At 67.6% G+C, this 18,991-nt stretch carries 22 protein-coding genes and 1 pseudogene; 17 read left to right on the forward strand and 6 right to left on the reverse strand.

Features of this window, described 5'->3' with window-relative positions; genetic code table 11:
* Positions 1-23 precede the first annotated feature (23 nt).
* From GXN78_RS05120 to GXN78_RS05135, 4 genes are read left to right on the forward strand one after another with little or no spacing between them, the layout of a single operon-like run.
* Positions 24-605 (forward strand): MarR family transcriptional regulator, encoded by a 582-nt coding sequence (locus GXN78_RS05120; RefSeq protein ID WP_106555993.1) that lies wholly within the window; start codon positions 24-26, stop codon positions 603-605.
* Positions 606-656: 51 nt separating this feature from the next.
* A complete protein-coding gene (locus GXN78_RS05125; protein ID WP_106555992.1) occupies positions 657-1,568 on the forward strand; it encodes an NAD-dependent epimerase/dehydratase family protein in 912 nt (303 codons plus the stop codon).
* A gap of 27 nt (positions 1,569-1,595) precedes the next feature.
* Entirely contained in the window at positions 1,596-2,537 is a 942-nt protein-coding gene (locus GXN78_RS05130) for a methyltransferase domain-containing protein (RefSeq protein WP_106555991.1), read from the forward strand.
* On the forward strand, positions 2,534-3,553 hold the full coding sequence (locus tag GXN78_RS05135; protein WP_106555990.1) for a polyketide cyclase: 1,020 nt from the start codon (positions 2,534-2,536) through the stop codon (positions 3,551-3,553). Before GXN78_RS05130 ends, GXN78_RS05135 begins: the two co-directional genes overlap by 4 nt.
* A gap of 6 nt (positions 3,554-3,559) precedes the next feature.
* On the opposite strand, the gene GXN78_RS05140 is transcribed toward GXN78_RS05135, so the two are convergent.
* A complete protein-coding gene (locus GXN78_RS05140) occupies positions 3,560-4,222 on the reverse strand; it encodes a glutathione S-transferase (protein WP_106555989.1) in 663 nt (220 codons plus the stop codon).
* 113 nt (positions 4,223-4,335) lie between these two features.
* Here GXN78_RS05140 and phaZ point away from each other — a divergent pair, with 113 nt between their 5' ends.
* Positions 4,336-5,553 (forward strand): polyhydroxyalkanoate depolymerase, encoded by a 1,218-nt coding sequence (gene phaZ, locus GXN78_RS05145; RefSeq protein WP_106555988.1) that lies wholly within the window; start codon positions 4,336-4,338, stop codon positions 5,551-5,553.
* Here phaZ and GXN78_RS05150 read toward each other — a convergent pair.
* Complete coding sequence (locus GXN78_RS05150; RefSeq protein WP_106555987.1) at positions 5,550-6,512, reverse strand: LysR family transcriptional regulator; 963 nt, start codon at positions 6,510-6,512, stop codon at positions 5,550-5,552. The two genes, phaZ and GXN78_RS05150, sit on opposite strands and share 4 nt — an antisense overlap.
* An 81-nt stretch (positions 6,513-6,593) precedes the next feature.
* Between GXN78_RS05150 and add the strand changes: the two genes are divergently transcribed.
* Both add and GXN78_RS05160 read left to right on the forward strand, forming a co-directional pair.
* A complete protein-coding gene (add, locus tag GXN78_RS05155; RefSeq protein WP_239142610.1) occupies positions 6,594-7,673 on the forward strand; it encodes an adenosine deaminase in 1,080 nt (359 codons plus the stop codon).
* 2 nt (positions 7,674-7,675) lie between these two features.
* Positions 7,676-8,656 (forward strand): tripartite tricarboxylate transporter substrate binding protein, encoded by a 981-nt coding sequence (locus GXN78_RS05160; RefSeq protein WP_106555986.1) that lies wholly within the window; start codon positions 7,676-7,678, stop codon positions 8,654-8,656.
* 51 nt (positions 8,657-8,707) lie between these two features.
* On the opposite strand, the gene GXN78_RS05165 is transcribed toward GXN78_RS05160, so the two are convergent.
* Positions 8,708-9,157 carry a CBS domain-containing protein gene (locus GXN78_RS05165; protein ID WP_106555985.1) on the reverse strand — a complete coding sequence of 150 codons (450 nt, stop codon included), beginning with the start codon at positions 9,155-9,157 and terminating at the stop codon, positions 8,708-8,710.
* A 141-nt stretch (positions 9,158-9,298) separates the two neighbouring features.
* On the opposite strand from GXN78_RS05165, the gene GXN78_RS05170 reads away from it, so the two are divergent.
* Together GXN78_RS05170 and GXN78_RS05175 are read left to right on the forward strand one after the other, a co-directional pair.
* Positions 9,299-10,609 carry an O-acetylhomoserine aminocarboxypropyltransferase gene (locus GXN78_RS05170; protein ID WP_106555984.1) on the forward strand — a complete coding sequence of 437 codons (1,311 nt, stop codon included), beginning with the start codon at positions 9,299-9,301 and terminating at the stop codon, positions 10,607-10,609.
* Entirely contained in the window at positions 10,609-11,415 is an 807-nt protein-coding gene (locus GXN78_RS05175; RefSeq protein WP_106555983.1) for an alpha/beta hydrolase, read from the forward strand. Before GXN78_RS05170 ends, GXN78_RS05175 begins: the two co-directional genes overlap by 1 nt.
* A gap of 15 nt (positions 11,416-11,430) precedes the next feature.
* Here GXN78_RS05175 and GXN78_RS05180 read toward each other — a convergent pair whose 3' ends face one another.
* The 3 genes from GXN78_RS05180 to GXN78_RS05190 are packed head-to-tail and all read right to left on the reverse strand — an operon-like array spanning position 11,431 to position 13,747.
* Positions 11,431-12,093 carry an NAD-dependent epimerase/dehydratase family protein gene (locus GXN78_RS05180; protein ID WP_106555982.1) on the reverse strand — a complete coding sequence of 221 codons (663 nt, stop codon included), beginning with the start codon at positions 12,091-12,093 and terminating at the stop codon, positions 11,431-11,433.
* Positions 12,094-12,110: 17 nt separating this feature from the next.
* Positions 12,111-12,494: a thioredoxin family protein gene (locus GXN78_RS05185; RefSeq protein ID WP_239142611.1), complete on the reverse strand. Its 384-nt coding sequence runs from the start codon at positions 12,492-12,494 to the stop codon at positions 12,111-12,113.
* Positions 12,495-12,529: 35 nt separating this feature from the next.
* Positions 12,530-13,747 carry a YihY family inner membrane protein gene (locus tag GXN78_RS05190; protein WP_106555980.1) on the reverse strand — a complete coding sequence of 406 codons (1,218 nt, stop codon included), beginning with the start codon at positions 13,745-13,747 and terminating at the stop codon, positions 12,530-12,532.
* Between the two features lie 39 nt (positions 13,748-13,786).
* Between GXN78_RS05190 and GXN78_RS05195 the strand changes: the two genes are divergently transcribed.
* The 8 genes and pseudogenes from GXN78_RS05195 to GXN78_RS05230 all read left to right on the forward strand — a co-directional run bounded on the left by GXN78_RS05195 (position 13,787) and on the right by GXN78_RS05230 (position 18,989).
* Positions 13,787-14,194: a DUF2069 domain-containing protein gene (locus tag GXN78_RS05195; RefSeq protein WP_106556054.1), complete on the forward strand. Its 408-nt coding sequence runs from the start codon at positions 13,787-13,789 to the stop codon at positions 14,192-14,194.
* Positions 14,191-15,615 carry an FAD-binding oxidoreductase gene (locus GXN78_RS05200; protein ID WP_106555979.1) on the forward strand — a complete coding sequence of 475 codons (1,425 nt, stop codon included), beginning with the start codon at positions 14,191-14,193 and terminating at the stop codon, positions 15,613-15,615. Before GXN78_RS05195 ends, GXN78_RS05200 begins: the two co-directional genes overlap by 4 nt.
* A 16-nt stretch (positions 15,616-15,631) precedes the next feature.
* Positions 15,632-15,961 (forward strand): type II toxin-antitoxin system CcdA family antitoxin, encoded by a 330-nt coding sequence (locus GXN78_RS05205; RefSeq protein ID WP_239142612.1) that lies wholly within the window; start codon positions 15,632-15,634, stop codon positions 15,959-15,961.
* Positions 15,962-15,965: 4 nt separating this feature from the next.
* Complete coding sequence (locus tag GXN78_RS05210; protein ID WP_164255372.1) at positions 15,966-16,334, forward strand: CcdB family protein; 369 nt, start codon at positions 15,966-15,968, stop codon at positions 16,332-16,334.
* A pseudogene (locus GXN78_RS05215) lies at positions 16,294-16,413 on the forward strand (thymidylate synthase); the annotation flags it as partial. The gene GXN78_RS05210 and the pseudogene GXN78_RS05215, both read left to right, overlap by 41 nt.
* A 219-nt stretch (positions 16,414-16,632) precedes the next feature.
* Entirely contained in the window at positions 16,633-17,571 is a 939-nt protein-coding gene (locus GXN78_RS05220; RefSeq protein WP_106555977.1) for an ImmA/IrrE family metallo-endopeptidase, read from the forward strand.
* 74 nt (positions 17,572-17,645) lie between these two features.
* Positions 17,646-18,479 (forward strand): thymidylate synthase, encoded by an 834-nt coding sequence (locus tag GXN78_RS05225; RefSeq protein WP_106556052.1) that lies wholly within the window; start codon positions 17,646-17,648, stop codon positions 18,477-18,479.
* A gap of 9 nt (positions 18,480-18,488) precedes the next feature.
* On the forward strand, positions 18,489-18,989 hold the full coding sequence (locus GXN78_RS05230; RefSeq protein WP_106555976.1) for a dihydrofolate reductase: 501 nt from the start codon (positions 18,489-18,491) through the stop codon (positions 18,987-18,989).
* Positions 18,990-18,991: the final 2 nt, after the last annotated feature.

Raw genomic sequence — 18,991 nt, forward strand, 5'->3', positions numbered from 1 at the left:
AAACTGGATGCCGAGGCCACACCATGCAACTGACCGACATCCAACGCAAGTTCGTGCTCCACTGGGGCGAAATGGGCTCCATGTGGGGCGTCAACCGCACCGTCTCGCAGATTCACGCCCTGCTCTTCGTCCACGGCAAGCCGCTGCATGCGGAGCAACTGTCGGAAACGCTCAACGTCGCCCGCTCGAACGTGAGCAACAGCCTGAAGGAACTGCAGGCCTGGAACCTGGTGCGCATCACCCACGTTCTGGGCGACAGGCGCGACTATTTCGAGACCAGCGTCGACGTGTGGGAGCTGTTCCGCACCGTGGTGCGGGAGCGCAAGGAGCGCGAGTTCGACCCCACCGTTCGCATGCTGCGCGAGGTCATCGCCAGCCCCGACTTCGTCAACGAGCCGGCCGACGCGCAAGACCGCATCCGCGCCACCATGGAGCTCATGGCCAAGCTCGGCGCCTGGACCGACGAGATGTTGCGCCTGTCGCCCGGCACGCTGGACAAGGTGCTGTCGCTGGGCGCCAGCGTGCAGAAGTTCGTGCGCGGCGACGCCGCCGGCCACGGCCGGGACGACCCCGATGCCCACCATGCCGGCCTGCCCATGCTCTGACTTTTTTGAGTGCTTATTTCTGTTTTGACTGAAATATCGAGAGGAGCAGCCATGTCCACCTCGCTCAACGTCCTGGTTTGCGGCGCCAACGGCTTCATCGGCAGCCGCATCGCTGCGGCGCTGCTGCAGGCCGGGCATCGCGTGAGCTGCGGCAGCGCGACGCGGCTGCGCACGGATCTGCCCCATGTTCCCATCGACTTCGCGCGCGACACCGATCCCGCGACCTGGCTGCCGCGGCTGCAAGGCCTCGACACGGTCGTCAACGCCGTCGGCGTGCTGCGCGACAGCCCGCGCCGGCCCATGCGCGCGGTGCACACCGCCGTGCCGGCCGCGCTCTTCGAGGCCTGTGCGCAGGCAGGCGTGCGCCGCATCGTCCAGATCTCCGCCCTCGGCATCGGTCGCAGCGACGACGACAACCCCACGCAGTACGCGCACACCAAGCGCGCCGCCGAAGCCGCGCTCGAAGCGCTGCCGGCCAGCGGGCCCTCGTGGATTGCGCTGCGGCCCTCGGTCGTGCTGGGCCCCGGCGGCGACGCGGCCCAGCTTTTCCGCACGCTGGCCGCACTTCCCCTGCTGACGATGCCCGGGCCGGCGCTCGACGCCAAGCTCCAGCCGATCTACGTCGAGGACCTGGCGCGCGCCGTGGCGGTGCTGGCCGATCCGGGCTCGCCCTGCCGCGGCGTGGTGGAATTCGGCGGCGCTCGCGAGATGACGCTGGCCGAGCTGATCGCCACGCTGCGCAGCGCGCGTCGCGCCGGCACGGCACGTGCAGCGCAGCTGGTGCGCCTGCCCGCCTGGATGGGCGTGTTGAGCGCACGCGCGGGCGACTTCCTGCCCGGCCTGCCCTGGTGCACCGACACCCGCGTGATGCTGGAACTCGACAACGTCGCCAGCAACGCACCGCTGGCCGAATGGCTGGGCCGCGCGCCCCGCGATCTTCGCGACTTCGCCGCCGAGCTCTGATTCCCAAGCCCTCGAAAAAGAAGAAGCATGAACGACACTCTTCCGCAAGGCCTCTCCTCCCTTCCGCGCACCACCGCCCCATCGCAAGCCGCCATTACACCCGGCGACACGCAGGATTACTTCACCGAGGTCGCCGACGACTACCGCGCCTGGAGCCCCGGCTACAACATGCACTTCGGCTTCTGGCGCGCCGGCCTCAACCCCTTCCGCCGCGAAGCCATGCTGGTCGAGATGAACCGCACCGTGGGCCGCGCGCTGCAGCTGCACCCGCAGCAGCCGGCCTGCGTGGTCGACCTGGGCTGCGGCGCCGGCGCCACCGCGCGCACGCTGGCGGCGGAGCATCCGAAGCTCTACGCGGTGACCGTGACCAACGTGCCGGTGCAGAACGCCATCGCCGCCCGGCTCGATGCCGGCGCCGGCCTGGCCGATCGCGTCGCCCACGTGCAAGCCGACTACACGCGCACCGGCTTGCCCACTGCCGAGGCCGACGGGGCCTGGGCCGTCGAGAGCGCCTGCTACGCCAACGGCAGTGCCAAGGCCGACTTCGTCGCCGAAGCCGCCCGGCTGCTGAAGCCCGGCGCGCGCCTCGTGGTGATCGACGGCTTCTTGCTGCGCGAGCGGCCCGGCCGCATCGCCGGCTGGCTGCACCGCCTCTGGGCCGACAGTTGGGCCGTGCCCACCCTGGCCGTGCGCGGCGACTTCGTGGCTGCGCTGCAGCGCCATGGCTTCGGGCAGGTCGAAGTGAAGTCGCTGCGCTGGCGCGTGGCGCCGAGCGCGCTGCACATTCCGGTGCTGGCCACCCGCTTCACACTGGCCGAGCTGTGGAAGGCGCGCGGCCGTCTCTCGCCGTGGCGGCGCAAGCACATCGTCGCGAGCTACTGTTCACTCGCGCTGGGCCTGTTCTGGCGCGACTTCGATTACTGCATGGTGACGGCCGTGCGCGATGCGCAACGCGCAGAGCCCGCATGAACGACGGCACGCCTCGTCCGGCGCCGCGCGCACCCCGCCACGTCGCCGCAGCGCCGGCCGTCGAGCTGCCTTTCCCCTGGTTCCTTCCGCTGCTCGGGGGCGCGGCGGCAGCCCTCGTCATGCGCCTGGTCTTCAGCGCTTCGCCGGGCCAGCGCTTTTCGGCCATGCTCGGCAGCTTCATCTATCTGACGCCCGTGCTCTGCGGCGCGGTCACCGTCTACCTCGCCGAACGGCGCCGCCGCGGCAGCTTCTGGTACTACCTCTGGGCGCCGTGGTGCGCCGTGGCGCTATTCGTGGGTGGCACGCTGGTGGTCTACATCGAGGGCCTGATCTGCGCCATCGTCATCGTGCCGTTGTTCGGCGTGATGGGCAGCCTGGGCGGCCTGCTGATGGGCGTGGTCTGCCGCGTCACGGACTGGCCGCGGCCCACGCTCTACGGCTTTGCAGTGCTGCCGCTGGTGCTCGGCGCGATCGAGCCTTCGCTGCCGGCGCCGCACCAGTTTTCCAGCACCACGCGCACCCTCTTCATCGCGGCGCCGGCCGAGCGGGTCTGGCAAGCGCTCAACGATGCGCGCGACATCCGGCCGGCCGAGCTCGGCGAGGCCTGGGCCTATCGCATCGGCGTGCCGATGCCCATGGAAGGGCGAACCGAAGAAAGCGCCGAAGGCCGGGTGCGCAAGGTGCGCTGGCAAAAGAACGTGCACTTCGACGAACTCATCACCGAGTGGGAGCCGTCGCGGCGCCTCCAGTGGCACTACCGCTTCGCGCCCGACTCCTTCCCGGCCGGCGCGCTCGACGACCACGTGGTGATCGGCGGCCACTACTTCGATCTTCGCGATTCGGCCTACACGCTGACGCCGCGCGATGGCGGCACCGAGCTGCGCATCGATGTGTCCTGGCGCGTCAGCACGCGCTTCAACTGGTACGCGGACCGCGTCGCGCAGTTCCTGCTGGGCGACTTCTCCGAGCACATCCTGCGCTTCTACAAGGCGCGCAGCGAGGCACCGGCCGCGTGAGAGGCCTCAAAACTCGGCATCGAGCTCGTCGATCTCCTCGGGCTCCAGCTTCGCCGCAGCGATCCACTCCTGCATCGCGGGCAGCTCGATGATGCGCTTGCAGTAGGCCGCGCAGGCCTTGTCGAGCGCTACGTCGTAGCTCATGAAGCGGGTGACCACCGGCGCATACATCGCATCGGCCATGCAGGGCTGTGCGCCGAACAGGAAGGGGCCGTCGTAGCCCTTGAGGCATTCGCGCCAGATCTCGACGACGCGGTCGATGTCGGTCTGCGCGCGCGACCAGATCTTGAAGCCGGGGAAGCGGGCCTTGATGTTCATCGGCAGCGCGCCGCGCATCGAGCCGAAACCCGAGTGCATCTCGCCGCAGATCGCGCGGCAATGGGCACGGGCCTCGATGCCGGCCGGCAGCAGGCCGGCCTTGGGCTTGATTTCGTTCAGGTATTCGCCGATCGCCAGCGTGTCCCAGACCTTCACGTTGCCGTGCTGCAGCGAAGGCACCCGCATCGACGAGGAGAGCAGCAGCATCTCGGCCTTCATCGCCGGATCGTCGGGCGGAATCACCTTCTCGACGAAATCCAGGCCCGCCAGCTTGCACATCAGCCAGCCGCGCAGCGCCCAGGCACCGTAGTTCTTGCTGCTGATGGTGAGAACGGGTTTGGCGGTGGCCATGCTGACTCCTCGTCTGCCGGGTGGGTGACTCGAGGCTGTGCAAGCCCTGTGCCACAACAGTGCGCGATGCGCCGGGGCCCGGCCCTTGGCCCGCAAATTGCCTTCCCCGGTGCATGTTGTACAGGGCCTACCAGACCAGCGCCGACCTGATGTCGCCATCGCGGCTCGCTGCGCAATACCTCGGCAGCTCCCTGTGGCAGGAGAACGCGGACCGCAGCGCCTTGCGTCGCCTCTCGGCCGTGATGGAGGTCTATTCGCGCATGCGGCTCACGCACACGCGGCCGCCCTACGGCATCCGCAGCATCACGCTCGGCGACGAGGAGGTCGAGGTGCACGAGGAAGTCGTCCTGAGCGCGCCCTTCGGCACCCTGCTGCATTTCCGCAAGAACACCGCCTTGGTGCATCCGCCGGTGCTGCTGGCCGCACCACTTTCGGGCCACTTCGCCACCCTGTTGCGCGAAACCGTGCGCACCCTGCTGCGCGACCACGACGTCTACCTGACCGACTGGCACAACGCGCGCGACGTGCCGCTGTGGCATGGCGGCTTCGGGCTGGACGACTACACGCTGCAGATCATCGCCTTCCTGGAGGCCATCGGCCCGGGCGTGCACATGGTCGCGGTCTGCCAGCCCTGCGTGGCCGCGCTGGCGGCGACCGCGCTGATGGCCGAGGACGACAACCCCTCGGCGCCGCGCAGCCTGACGCTGATGGCCGGGCCCGTCGACTGCCGCATCAACCCGACGGCCGTCAACAAGCTGGCGAACGAGCGCCCCATCGACTGGTTCGAGCGCAACCTGATCAGCCGCGTGCCCTGGCCGCACGCGGGCTGCATGCGGCGCGTGTACCCCGGCTTCCTCCAGCTCGCCGCGTTCATGAGCATGAACCCGGAACGCCACAAGCAGCAGTTCCGGAAGCTCTTCGAGCATCTGGTCGAAGGCGAGCTCGACAAGGCCGCCATGATCCGCGACTTCTACGACGAGTACCTGGCGGTGAACGACCTGCCGGCCGAGTTCTACCTGGAGACGGTGGAGCGCGTGTTCCAGACCTACGACCTGGCGCGCGGCGTGCTCACGGTGGGCGAGCGCAAGGTCGACCCCGCCTCCATCCGCCGCACCGCGCTGCTCACCGTCGAGGGCGAGCGCGACGACATCTGCGCCATCGGCCAGACGGTCGCGGCGCAGGACCTGTGCACCAGCGTGCGGCCGTACCTGAAGATCCACCACCTGCAAGCGGGCGTGGGGCACTACGGCGTGTTCAGCGGCAGCAAGTGGAACACGCAGATCTATCCGCGCGTGCGCGAGACGATCCACATGGCGGCCGAGCTGCATTAGCGGCTGGCGCGAGCCGCCTTCTTTTTCGCGATACGCCTGCGCACCGGTGCCTCCGCCGGCAGCGGCAGGCGCTGCCCGAGAAAGCCGATCAGTTCCTGCGCCACCACGTTGCGCATCGGCCCCGGCAGGTAGACCAGCACCACGCGGCGTTCGACCCGCGGCTTCGCCAGCGGCAGCACCACGAGCGCCGGGTCGCGCAGCGAGCCGGTATAGAGCCGCGGCATCAGCCCGAGGGCGAGGCCGCCGCGCACCAGGGCATAGAGCGTTTCCGAATAGCTGACCCGGTAGGGCTCGGCGCCCTGCGCGAACTGCGCGCGCGCCGGGTTGCCCAGCGCCGGCATGCTGCCGCTCTCGAACAGCACCAGCTGATCGCTGCCGATGGCCTCCCAGTTCACCTCGCTCTTCTGCGCCAGCGCATGGTCGCGCCGCACCACCAGCACCAGCGGATCGCGGAACAGATCCACGCAGGCCAGGCCGCCCGGCGGCTCGGTGATGGCCGCGACGGCCATGTCGAGCTGGCCGCTGCGCACCTCGGCCAGGAGCGTGGTCGAAGGCGCATCGCGCCAGGCGAACTCCAGCGCGCGCCCCGTCTCGCGCAGGAAATCGGCCACCGCCGCCGCCACGCTGCCGCTGGCCGAGGGGACCACGCCGATGCGCACGAAGGCACGCCCGCGCTGCACCGTGCTCTCGATGTCGCGCAGCGCCACCTCGACGGTGTTGACCAGGAAGTCGGTGCGCGCCAGCACCTCGGCACCCACCGGCGTGAGCTCCAGCCGGTGGGTGGAGCGGGTCAGCAGCTCGGCACCGAGCAGCTTCTCCATCTGCTTGATGGCATTGCTGAGCGCCGGCTGCGTGATCGAGAGCCGCCGCGCCGCGCGGCCGAACTGGCCCTCCTGCACCAGCACGGAGAAGAACTGGAGCTGGCGCAGCGTCAACGCGCGCAGGGGCAGGGAGCGCATGGTGTGGCCATCGATTGGATGAATCAAATTATAGAAATTCAAAATTTTGCTTATGGCGATGCACTCACTAGACTGCCCCGGATGACGCCCGCGCCCACGCCCCTCGACGCCTTCCTGCACGCGATCCCCAAGGCCGAGCTGCACTGCCACCTGTTCGGCACCGTTCGCCACGCCACCTTCGCGGCGCTCAACCGCCGAGCCGGTGCGCCGCTGGCAGAGCAGGAGGTGGAGGACTTCTACACGCGTGGCGAGAAGCCTGTCGGCGTGCTGCGCGTGCTGCGCGCGCTCGATGCCCACCTGGTGCGCACGCCCGACGACCTGCACCGCCTGGCCTTCGAATACCTGCAGGACGCGGCCGCCCACAACGTGCGCTACAGCGAGTTCTTCTGGAACCCGACCGGCACCGTGCATGCCTCCGGCATCGCCTACCGTGCGGCGCAGGAGGCGATCGTGCGCGCCATCCACGACGCGCAGCGCGACTTCGGCATCACGGGCAGGCTGATCGCGGCCATCGACCGCGAGGCGAGCCCCGAGGCCGCGGTCGAGATGGTCGAATGGGTCAGGTCGAACCGCTGCGAGGAAGTGATCGGCATCGGCATCGACTACCGCGAGGTCGACCGGCCGCCCGAGCTGTTCCTGCAGGCGTACCGCGACGCGCGGCGCGCCGGCCTCAAGACCACCGCGCACGCGGGCGAGTTCGGCATGCCCTGGACCAACGTGCGCACTGCGCTCGAGCTGCTGCAGGTGGACCGCATCGACCACGGCTACACGGTGGTGGACCACCCCGCCTTCGCGCGCGAGTGCGCCGAGCGCGGCGTGCTCTTCACCGTGGTGCCGACCAACTCCTATTACCTGCGCACGCTGCCGCCGGAGCGCTGGGCGCTGGACCACCCGATCCGACGCATGCCCGGCCTGGGCCTGCGCATCCATCCCAACACCGACGATCCCACGCTGCACAAGGTCACGCCGACGCAGGCCTGGGCCATGATGGTCCGCGACTTCGGCTTCGGGCTGGACGAGCTGCGCGGCTTCATGCACAACGGCCTCGACGGCGCCTGGATCGACGACAGCACACGCCGCGACTGGCGCGCGCAGTGGAGCGCCGAGTTCGACGCGCTGCGCACGCGGTTCGCGCCCGACACCCCCACTTCCGGAATCTGACCATGCCTTCGTTCAAGCCCCTCTTTCTCGCCTCGCTGCTCGTCGCCGCGCTCCCCGGTGCCGCCTTCGCCCAGGCCGCCTGGCCCGCCGCCAAGCCCATCACGCTGATCGTCCCCTACTCGGCCGGCGGCAGTGTGGACTTCAACGCGCGCCTGGTCGCCACCAAGCTGGGCGAGCGGCTCAAGCAGTCGGTGGTGATCGAGAACGTGACGGGCGCCGGCGGTGCCATCGGCGTGGCCAAGGCTGTGAACGCGGCCCCCGACGGCTACACGCTGGTGGCCGGCCCGGACAGTGCGATCGCGATCGGCAAGCTGATCAATCCCGCGGCCTTCAAGTTCGACCCGCTGAAGGACCTGGCGCCGGTGGGCATGCTCAACACCGCGCCCATGGTGCTGGTGGCGCGGCCGGGCCTCGAGGTGCGCAGCTACGCGGATTTCGTCAAGCTCGCCAAGGCCGCGCCGGGCAAGTACAACTACGCGACCTCGGGCGTGGGCACGGTGCTGCAGCTCGCGATGGAGCTGCTCAAGGAGCGAAGCGGCATCTTCGTGACCCACGTGCCCTACCGCGGCGGTGCGCAGATCGCCACCGACGTGATCGGTAACCAGGTCGACTTGGCGATGCTGGTCAGCACCAGCGCCATTCCGCATGTGAACGGCGGCCGGCTGAAGGCGCTGGGGGTGACCGGGAGCAAGCGGCTGGATGCGCTGCCCAACGTGCCGGCCTTCGACGAGATGCCGGGGCTGAAGGGCTATTCGATGGTGAGCTGGACCGGAATCTTCGCGCCGGCAGCGACGCCGGGTGCGACGGTGAAGCGGCTCAACGAAGAGCTCAATGCGGTGCTGAAGGACCCGGAGGTGCGGACCAAGCTGCAGGAGCAAGGTGCGCTGCCGGGCAGCGGCACGGCCGAGGAGCTCGGCAAGTTCGTCCAGGCCGAGTACGTGCGCAACCAGAAGATCGTGCAGGCGGCGAACATCAAGGAGTGAGGCGCGTCCCTCAGGGCGCTCGCCTCGAAGCTCCAGCGCCCCCGGGGAAGCTCAGGAGGACTCGTCCTCGGCCGGCCAGTCGCGGATGTAGGCCTTGAGCATCTTGTTCTCGAAGTTCTGGCTGTCCACCACTGCCTTGGCCACGTCGTAGAAGCTGATCACGCCCATCAGCATGCGCTTGTCCATCACCGGCATGTAGCGGGCATGGCGTTCGAGCATGATGCGGCGGATCTCGTCGAGGTCGGTTTCCATCGTGCAGGTGACGGGATGGTCGTCCATGGCCTTGCGAACCAGCGAGCCGCCGACCTGCCCGCCATTGCCCACGATGGCGACGATCACTTCGCGGAAGGTGAGCATGCCCACGAGGTCGCCATGCTCCATGACCACCAGCGAGCCGATGTCCTTGTCCGCCATGGTGTTGACGGCGTCGGCCAGGGGTTCGTCGGGCGTGATGGTGTAGAGCGTGTTGCCCTTCACGCGCAGGATGTCGCTGACTTTCATCGTGTTGCTCCTCGCTTGCTCGGCGTGCTGCCGAAATTGAATATAGCCCACAATGGCCGCCCATCCATGGGCCCACGTCGTTGGCGCAGGCATTGCGCGTAACGGGGCATTGCAGAAACGCTTCTAGTTCGAAAGGCTTCCATGCCCGGCTATTCCGACCCCGGCTTCGACACGCTGGCACTGCACGCCGGCGCCGCGCCCGACCCGGCCACCGGCGCGCGCGCCGTGCCGATCCACCTGAGCACTTCCTTCGTCTTCGAATCGAGCGACCACGCGGCTGCGCTCTTCAACCTCGAGCGCGCGGGCCACGTGTACTCGCGCATCAGCAACCCGACCAACGCGGTGCTCGAACAGCGCGTGGCGGCGCTCGAAGGTGGCATCGGCGCGATCGCCACCGCCAGCGGGCAGGCCGCGCTGCACCTGTCGATCGCGACGCTGATGGGCGCGGGCACGCACATCGTCGCCAGCACCGCGCTCTACGGCGGCTCGCAGAACCTTTTGCACTACACGATGCGGCGCTTCGGCATCCAGACCACCTTCGTCAAGCCCGGCGACCTCGACGGCTGGCGCGCCGCGATCCGGCCCGAGACGCGGTTGCTCTTCGGCGAGACCGTGGGCAATCCGGGCCTCGACGTGCTCGACATCCCGGCCGTCAGCGAGATCGCGCATGCGGCCGGCGTCCCGCTGCTGGTGGACTCCACGCTGACCTCGCCCTACCTCATCAAGCCCTTCGACTGGGGCGCCGACCTGATCTATCACTCGGCCACCAAGTTCCTTTCGGGCCATGGCACGGTGATCGGCGGCGTGGTGGTCGACTCGGGCCACTTCGACTGGGAACGCTCGGGGCGGTTCGCGGAGCTGACCGAGGCCTACGAGGGCTTCCACAACATGGTGTTCAGCGAGGAGAGCACGGTGGGCGCCTTCCTGCTGCGTGCGCGGCGCGAAGGGCTGCGCGACTTCGGCGCCTCGATGAGCCCGCACACGGCCTGGCTGATCCTGCAGGGCATCGAGACGCTGCCGCTGCGCATGGAGCGCCACATCGACAACACGCAGAAGGTGGTGGAGTTCCTGGCTTCGCATCCTTTCGTCGCGCATGTGGGCCATCCGCTGCTGGAGTCGCATCCCAGCCATGCGCTGGCCGGCAAGCTGCTGCGCCATGGCGCCAAGGGCGCGGGCGCGGTCTTCAGCTTCGACCTCAAGGGCAACCGGGAGCAGGGCAAGGTCTTCATCGAGGCGTTGAAGCTCTTCAGCCACCTCGCCAACGTCGGCGACTGCCGCAGCCTGGTGATCCATCCCGCGAGCACGACGCACTTCCGCATGACGGACGACGCATTGGCTGCGGCGGGCATCTCGCAGGGCACCATCCGGCTGTCGATCGGGCTGGAGGATCCTGCGGACCTGATCGACGATCTCAAACGCGCGTTGAAGGCCGCAGAGAAGGCGGGGGCATGATGGACCTCGTCGTCAACGGCCACAAGACCTACTGCTACACCGGCGGCAAGCCCTTCGATGCCGCGAAGCCGACGGTGGTCTTCATCCACGGCGTGCTCAACGACCACAGCGTGTGGATCCTGCAAAGCCGCTGGTTCGCGCACCACGGCTGGAACGTGCTGGCGCTCGACCTGCCGGGCCATTGCAGGAGCGAGGGCCCGCCGCCCGCGAGCGTGGAGGAGGCTGCGCAGTTCGTGATCGCGCTGCTCGACGCCGCCGGTATCGAGAAAGCCGCCCTGGCCGGCCACAGCTTCGGCTCGCTGATCGCGCTGGAGGCCGCGGCGCGTGCGCCGCAGCGCGTGACGCACCTGGCGCTGGTCGGCACCGCCTACCCGATGAAGGTGTCGCCGGCGCTGCTCGATGGCGCGCTGAACGACCCGCAGCGAGCCATCGACATGGTCAACAGCTTCTCGCATTCGATGCTGGCACCGCCGCCCTCCACGCTGGGCCCGGGCACCTGGCTCTACGGCGGGTCGCGGGCGCTGATGCGCCGCGTGCTGGCGAGCAACCGCGAGGCCAATGTGTTCCACATCGGCTTCAAGGCTTGCAACGACTACGGCGGCGGCGAGGCCGCGATGGCGGCGGTGCAGTGTCCCGTGCTCTTCCTGCTCGGCAAGTCCGACCAGATGACGCCGCCGCGAGCCACACAGGCGCTGCTCGCCAAGGCGCGCGGCGCGCGAATGGTGCACGTCGCGGCCGGCCATGCGCTGATGAGCGAGGCGCCCGACCAAGTGCTGTTCGCGCTGCGGGACTTCCTCGCTGGCTGAGGCGCGAGGCAGACCTCAGCGCAGCGCGTTGATGTCCGGCATCTCCACCAGCGGCGCCGGCGCGCCGCGCTTGGCGGCCGCCAGCATCGCGCGGCCGACCTGCTCGCTGGTGGTCACATGGTTCGGCACCAGCCGGCGCAGCAGGCTGAACAAGGGACTCGCCAACACGTAGATCCAGCGGTAGACCGCCGTCTTGGATCGCACGCCGTGCAGCGGCTGGATGAAGCCGGGGCGGAACATGTAGGCCGCCTTGAAGGGCAGGCGCATCAGCGCGTTCTCGGTCTCGCCCTTGACGCGCGCCCACATGCTCGATCCCCGCTCGGTACTGTCGGTGCCGGCGCCGGAGACATAGACGAAGCTCATCTGCGGGTTGAGCCGCACCAGCACCTTCGCCGCGGCCAGCGTGATGTCGTAGGTGACGCGCCGGTAGTCTTCTTCGCGCATGCCGACCGAGGAGACGCCGAGGCAGAAGAAGCAGGCGTCGTAGCCCACGAGCTGCTTCTGCACCGCGCGGTAGTCCAGCAGGTCGGGCACGACCAGCTCCCGCAGCTTCGGATGCTGAAGGCCCGTGGCGCGGCGCCCGACGCTCAGCACTTGCTCCACCTCCGGATCGAGCAGGCATTCACGCAGCACGCCCTGGCCCACCATGCCGGTCGCGCCGAAGAGCAGGACGTTCATGACGGGCGCGTGAACGTCTACGTGACCTGGAAGGTGCCGGGCTCGCGGGCCAGGGCGCCGAGCAGCGCCCGGACCTCGGGGCTCGAGGCCTGCGCCGGCTGCAGGGCGCCGAGCATGCGCGCCAGCGTCTCGGCGTGCGGCAGCATCGGCCCGAGGAAGCGGGTGCCGGACTCGCCCGCCACCAGCAGGGTGGGGAAGGTCTCGACATCGAAGTCGTCGGCCAGCTCGGCATGGTCCTCGATGTCGACCCAGGCGAAGCGCAAGCGCGGATGTGCGCGCGCCACCTGCTCGAACAGCGGCCGGTATTCGCGGCAAGCGCCGCACCATTCGGCGCAGAGGCAGACGACCCACAGGGTGTCGCCGGCAGCTTGCAAGGTCGCGGGGGTGACGGAATCGTTCAAGACTGAATGGATGAGGTTGGAACGGAGCGCCGCCATTATCGATAGGCCAGCACATCTTGCAGCAGCAGCGTGCGCAAGGGACCGCGCTGCCACAGGTTATCGAGCGGCGGGGCCCGGGGCAGCAGCAGTTCCTTGAGCAGCGGTTCGAGCGAGGTGCGGCCCGGATCGGCCAGCAACACGTAGCGCGGGTCCTCGTTGTCGGGCTCCTCGGCCAACGGTCCGATCCAGTCGAGCGCGACCAGCGTCGCCAGCACCGGCGCCAGCTGCAGCGCATCGACGCGCATGCGCGCGACCAGCTCGGCCGCGCCCAGTCCCTTGGCGGGCGTGGCCTTCGCCTGCGCCAGTTGCTGCAGCGCCTCCACCGCGAGCTGCAGCGGCCAGCCCGCGACGCCGCCGCGCCGTGCCACGCCGGTCAGCAAGCTGGGCAGGTAGGCGGTGATCACCGCGCCCAGCAACACGATGACCCACGCAACGTAGATCCAGATCAGCAGGATCGGCACCGTGGCGAAGGCGCCGTAGAGCACCGAGTAGGTCGGCACCAGGCTCAGGTAGTAGGCCAGCACCCGCTTCGCAATCTCGATCGTGGCGGCCACGAAGAAGCCGCCGGCCCAGGCATGACCCCATTTCACATGCGTGTTGGGCACGTAGTGGTAGAGCGAGGCCATGCCGCCGGCCAGCAGCACGAATTCGAAGGTGTCGAACACCAGCTTGAGCATGCCGCGGCCGACCCACTCGCGCGAGATCGAGAAGACGTAGGCCGTGGTGCTCAGGCTCAGCGCCAGCACCAGCGGGCCGAGCGTGATGGCGGCCCAGTAGATCAGCACCCGCTGCGCGAAGGGCCGCGGCCTGCGCACGCGCCAGATGTTGTTGAGCGTCTTGTCGATGGTGAGGATCAGCGCGATGGCCGTGACCAGCAGCACCAGCAGGCCCGCGACGCCCAGCCCGCTGGCCTTGCTCGCGAAGGTGTTGAGGTAGCCGAGCACCTGGCGCGCGATGTTGTCGGGGATCAGGCTCTCGATCAGCCAGCGCTGCACGCGCCCCTGCATGGTCGCGAACATGGGGAACACCGTGAACAGCGCGAGCGCCACGGTGAAGAAGGGCACCATCGCGATGGTGGTGGTGAAGGTCAGGCTGCTCGCCGTGAGGCCCAGGCGGTCTTCGCGGAAGCGCTCGCCCAGCACCGCGGCCGTGTTGCCCCAGGGAAAATTCGAAAGATCCCTCCAGAGTTGCTGGCGATTCATGGCGGCTATCATGCCATCGGGTCCCCCGCCAGCCGGGCGCCTGCCACCCCGATCCAGCCCCTCTCCGTGACCGCTCCCGCCATCCCCTCCTCCGTTTCCGCCACACGCTGGCTCGCCGTCGGCAGCCTGCTCGGGCTGATCGTGCTCGGGCTGGCCTGGGAACTGTGGCTGGCGCCGCTGCGCCCGGGCGGCTCGTGGCTCGCGCTCAAGGTGCTGCCGCTGGCGATCCCGCTGGCCGGGCTGCTGAAGAACCGGATGTACACCTACCGCTGGGTCAGCCTGCTGGTCTGGCTTTATTTCACCGAAGGCGTGGTGCGCGCGTGGAGCGACATCGACGGCACGGGCCGGCTGCTGGCGCTCATCGAGGTCGTGCTGTGTCTCGCGCTGTTCGCGGCCTGCGCCTGGCATGTGCGCCTGCGGCTGGCGCGGGCGAAGCAAATGGAAGGAGTGGCGCCATGAGCGCAGTGTTGATCGACAAGCTGCGCGCCCTGGTCGGCGCCGCCAACGTGCTCACCGAGGGCGACCTCGGCGCCTGGGAACAGGACTGGCGCAAGCGCTCCCGCGGCAAGGCGCTGGCCGTGGTGCGGCCGGGCAGCACGCAGCAGGTGGCCGAGGTGGTGAAGGCCTGCGCCGCGGCCGGCCGCGCCATCGTGCCGCAGGGCGGCAACACCGGCCTCGCGGTCGGCTCGATCCCCGACGAGAGCGGCACCCAGGTCGTGCTGAGCCTGCAGCGCATGAATGCCATCCGCGGCTTCGATGCCGCCAACCTCACGATGACGGTGGAGGCCGGCTGCGTGCTGCAGACGCTGCAGGAGACGGCCGAAAAGGCCGGCTTCCTGTTCCCGCTGAGCCTCGCGGCCGAGGGCAGCTGCACCATCGGCGGCAACCTCGCGACCAATGCCGGCGGCACGCAGGTGCTGCGCTACGGCAACGCGCGCGACCTGTGCCTGGGGCTGGAAGTGGTGACGCCGCAGGGCGGCATCTGGCAGGGCACCAGCGGCCTGCGCAAGGACAACACGGGCTACGACCTGCGCGACCTGATGATCGGCAGCGAGGGCACGCTGGGCATCATCACCGCGGCCACCCTCAAGCTCTACCCGCTGCCGGCCGCGCAGCTCACCGCCTGGGCGGCCGTGCCCACGCTGGAGCAGGCGGTCGAGCTGCTGGGCCTGGCCCACAAGCGCCTGGGCGCGGGGCTCACGGGCTTCGAGGTGATGGGCCGCTTTGCGCTCAGCCTGGTGGCCAAGCATTTCCCCGCCCTGCGCGTGCCCTTCATCGAGGACGACGGCGTGCCCTACTGCGTGCTGCTGGAGAACTCCGACAACGAATCGGAGGACCATGCACGCGCCCGCTTCGAGGCCCTGCTCGAAACCGCCTTCGAAGCCGGCTGCGTCAGCGACGCGGTGGTGGCCGAGAGCCTGACCCAGGCGCACCAGCTCTGGCATGTGCGCGAGAGCATCCCGCTGGCGCAGGCCGAGGAAGGGCTCAACATCAAGCACGACATCTCGATCCCGGTCTCGCGCATCCCGGCCTTCGTGGAGCAGACCGATGCGCTGCTGGAATACGAGCTGCCGGGCGTGCGGCTGGTGAACTTCGGGCACCTGGGCGACGGCAACCTGCACTACAACGTGCAGGCGCCGGCCGGTGCCCACAACGGGGACTTCCTGCGCGACCACGAGGCGCGCATCAACACGCTGGTCTACGAGGCGGTCCGCCAGTTCGAAGGCTCCTTCTCCGCCGAGCACGGCGTGGGCTCGCTCAAGGTCGAGACGCTGGAGAAGCACAAGTCGCCGGTGGCGATGGAGATGATGCGCGCCATCAAGCGCGGGCTGGATCCGCAGAACCTGCTGAATCCGGGGCGGGTGATTCGACTGCCATGATGCATGCGCGTAAACTATGCGCATCATCGATGAACAGGGAATACGCATGCTTCGCTTCGACAACGCTCCCAAGAAAGCCACCAATCTCTCACTCAACACCAAGGTGCTCGAAGTGGCGCGCGAGCTGGGCATGAATGTTTCGCAGACGGTTGATGCGCTGCTTGCCAAGGAGGTGGAACGCGTCTATTGGGAACAGTGGAAAGAGCGGAACAAGGACGCCATCGAGGACTACAACGCACGCATCCGACGCGAGGGCATCTGGGGCGCGAAGTACCGCACCTTTGCGCGCAGCCTGGGAGACAGTCGCGTCGCTGACGAGGACCACGGGAAGAAGAAGGCTGCCTGAGATCATGGGGCGCTACGACGTTTACCAAAATCCCGAGAAGTCCGAGCACCGGCATACGCCCTTCGTGCTGGACATCCAAAACGACCATCTCGACGCCGTGGAAACACGCATCGTCATTCCATTGCGCGACGCGCGTTCGCACGGGATGCGCCTCGAGCGTGTCCACCCTTCGTTCCGCATCCAGGAACGCGAGGTCGTCCTCGACACGCCCACCATGGCAACCTTCCCGCGCAGCTGGCTGCGCTCGCCCGTCGCCAGCCTGCGCGGCGAACAGCATCAAATCAGGAAGCGCTGGACGCCCTGTTCGGCTCTTACTGACAAGCTCTATCCCCATGCCCCCCCCCCAATACGAAGACTTCATGCGCCACGTTGACACCCACGGCGTGCACAAAAGCGACCGCACCGGCACCGGCACGAAGAGCGTGTTCGGCCACCAGATGCGCTTCGACCTCCAGCAACAACTGGCTGAAGGAGCGCGGCGATGGAACGTGGCAAAGCTGTCGAAGATGGTGTTGATGCCCTACCATGCCTTCCGCCGGAGAAGCACTAGTCGCCCGCCGGTGACGCTGGAGATGATTCGCGCCATCAACCGGGTGCTTGATCCGCAGAACACGCTAAACCCAGAACGGGTGCTGTGCAGATAATCGCTACATCAATGCGAGGTGATCCAGATGACGACATCGTTGGAGCAAGCGATTCATCAAGCAAGGCTGAGACTCAACAATCCATACGCTTATATGGAGGAACTTGAGGAATTGGCGCAGAAGCGCGCAACGAAGCGTAAGCTTGAAGACCCCTATGCCTTTGCAGACGAGGCAGATGTCGCCGTAGCTCAGTTCGACGGCATCAATGTAGAAGACCAACTTCTGATCGTGCCTCAATCGAGTGACCTTTCGGTGGAAGTTAGGCCGAAGGCTGTAAGACTGAGTCGTGCGGATGTTCAGCGGACCGCGCAAGATCTGCTTCGAAAAATTTGGGGAAACCGTGCCACCCTGTTCGTAGACTACGAGGGTCGTCGGCCTATTGACATGCTCGACCCAAAAGTCGCGTTGGAAATGTTGGGTTATCGTGTTGAGACCGTTGGAGCGTTAGGTCAACTCGCCGGTAGCAAATATCGGACGACCAATGTCGCTGGGTTGATAGACAAACATAGCCGTCAAGTGCTGCTTTCGAGTGGGTTGTCTCCAATCACCCGCAATTTCACCTTGGCCCACGAGCTTGGGCACGCCTTGATGCATGAATTTGCAGGCATGCATCGCGACAAGCCATTGGGTGGCGCTTCGGCTAGCCCGGACCCGCAAGAGCGAGAAGCAGATATATTTGCTGCCTGCTTCTTGATGCCCGAGAAGCTGATTAGGGCCCAGTTCGAACAGTCTTTTGGCCAAGCACCTTTTGTACTTGACGAAGAAACCAGGTTTGCCCTGGCAGGTTCATTACCGAAGACAGACTGGCAACCGCGCAATCTTCGCGACTTAGCGCGCTTGCTCAGCAGAGCATCGAGATTTAATGGGTTGAATCTTTTTCCTTTGAATGAGCAGTTTCGAGTTTCGGCAGGGGCGATGACTATCCGACTGGAGGAGCTTCAGTTGCTGTCTCCTTTTAGGACTTGAACCCAATTTCACTTGTATTAATGCATCACGTCTATCCCTTTCCTGGGCACGCCGAGAGCGCGTCAAAGTTTCGCATTGAACACCGCCCCACCCGCTCCCAATACGAAGACTTCATGCGCCACGTCGACACCCACGGCGTGCACAAGAGCGACCGCACCGGCACCGGCACGAAGAGCGTGTTCGGCCACCAGATGCGCTTCGACCTGGCCGAAGGCTTTCCGCTGGTCACCACCAAGAAGGTGCACCTCAAGTCCATCATCCAGGAGCTGCTGTGGTTCCTGACCGGCTCCAGCAACAACAACTGGCTGAAGGAGCGCGGCGTCAGCATCTGGGACGAGTGGGCGCGCGAGGACGGCGATCTGGGCCCGGTCTACGGCGTGCAGTGGCGCAGCTGGCCGACGCCGGACGGCGGCCACATCGACCAGATCCAGCAGGTCATCGACACGCTGAAGACCAACCCCGACTCGCGCCGCATCATCGTCAGCGCCTGGAACGTGGCCGAGCTGTCGAAGATGGCGCTGATGCCCTGCCATGCCTTCTTCCAGTTCTACGTGGCGCCGCCGCAGGCTGAAGGAGAGCGGGGCAAACTGAGCTGCCAGCTCTACCAGCGCAGCGCCGACATCTTCCTGGGCGTGCCCTTCAACATCGCGAGCTACGCGCTGCTCACGCACATGGTCGCGCAGCAGTGCGCGCTGGACGTGGGCGACTTCATCTGGACCGGCGGCGACTGCCACATCTACAGCAACCACGCCGAGCAGGTGGCGCTGCAGCTGAGCCGCACGCCCTACCCTTACCCGACGCTCGTCATCAAGCGCAAGCCGGCCTCGATCTTCGACTACGCGTACGAGGACTTCGAAGTGGTGGACTACCGGCACCACGACGCCATCAAGGCGCCGGTTGCCGTCTAGGAGAGCAGCATGGCCCCCCGCATCAACCTCATCCTCGCCCGCGCCGCCAACGGCGTGATCGGCCACGAGGGCTCCATGCCCTGGCACCTGCCCGAGGACCTGGCGCACTTCAAGCAGCAGACCGCCGGCGCGCCGGTGATCATGGGGCGCAGGACCTGGGACTCTCTGCCTCCGCGCTTCCGCCCGCTCTCGGGCCGGCGCAACATCGTGATCACGCGCCAGGCCGACTGGCAGGCCGAAGGCGCCGAGCGCGCTGCCGGCCTGCACGAGGCCCTGGCCCGCTGCGAGGAGGCGGAGGAGCCCGAGGTATGGGTGATCGGCGGCGCACAGATGTATGCCGAGGCGGAGCCGCTCGCGCACCGCGCGCTGGTCACCGAGATTGGGCGCGACTTCGAAGGCGACACCTGGGCGCCGCGCTTCGACGTCTCCTGGCGTGAGACGGCGCGCGAGTCGCATGTCTCGGCCAACGGCCTGCCCTACAGCTTCATCACGCTCGAACGCCCCGAGTGAAG

The sequence above is a fragment of the Variovorax sp. WS11 genome (assembly GCF_010499245.1).
In the GTDB taxonomy this organism is placed as follows: domain Bacteria; phylum Pseudomonadota; class Gammaproteobacteria; order Burkholderiales; family Burkholderiaceae_C; genus Variovorax.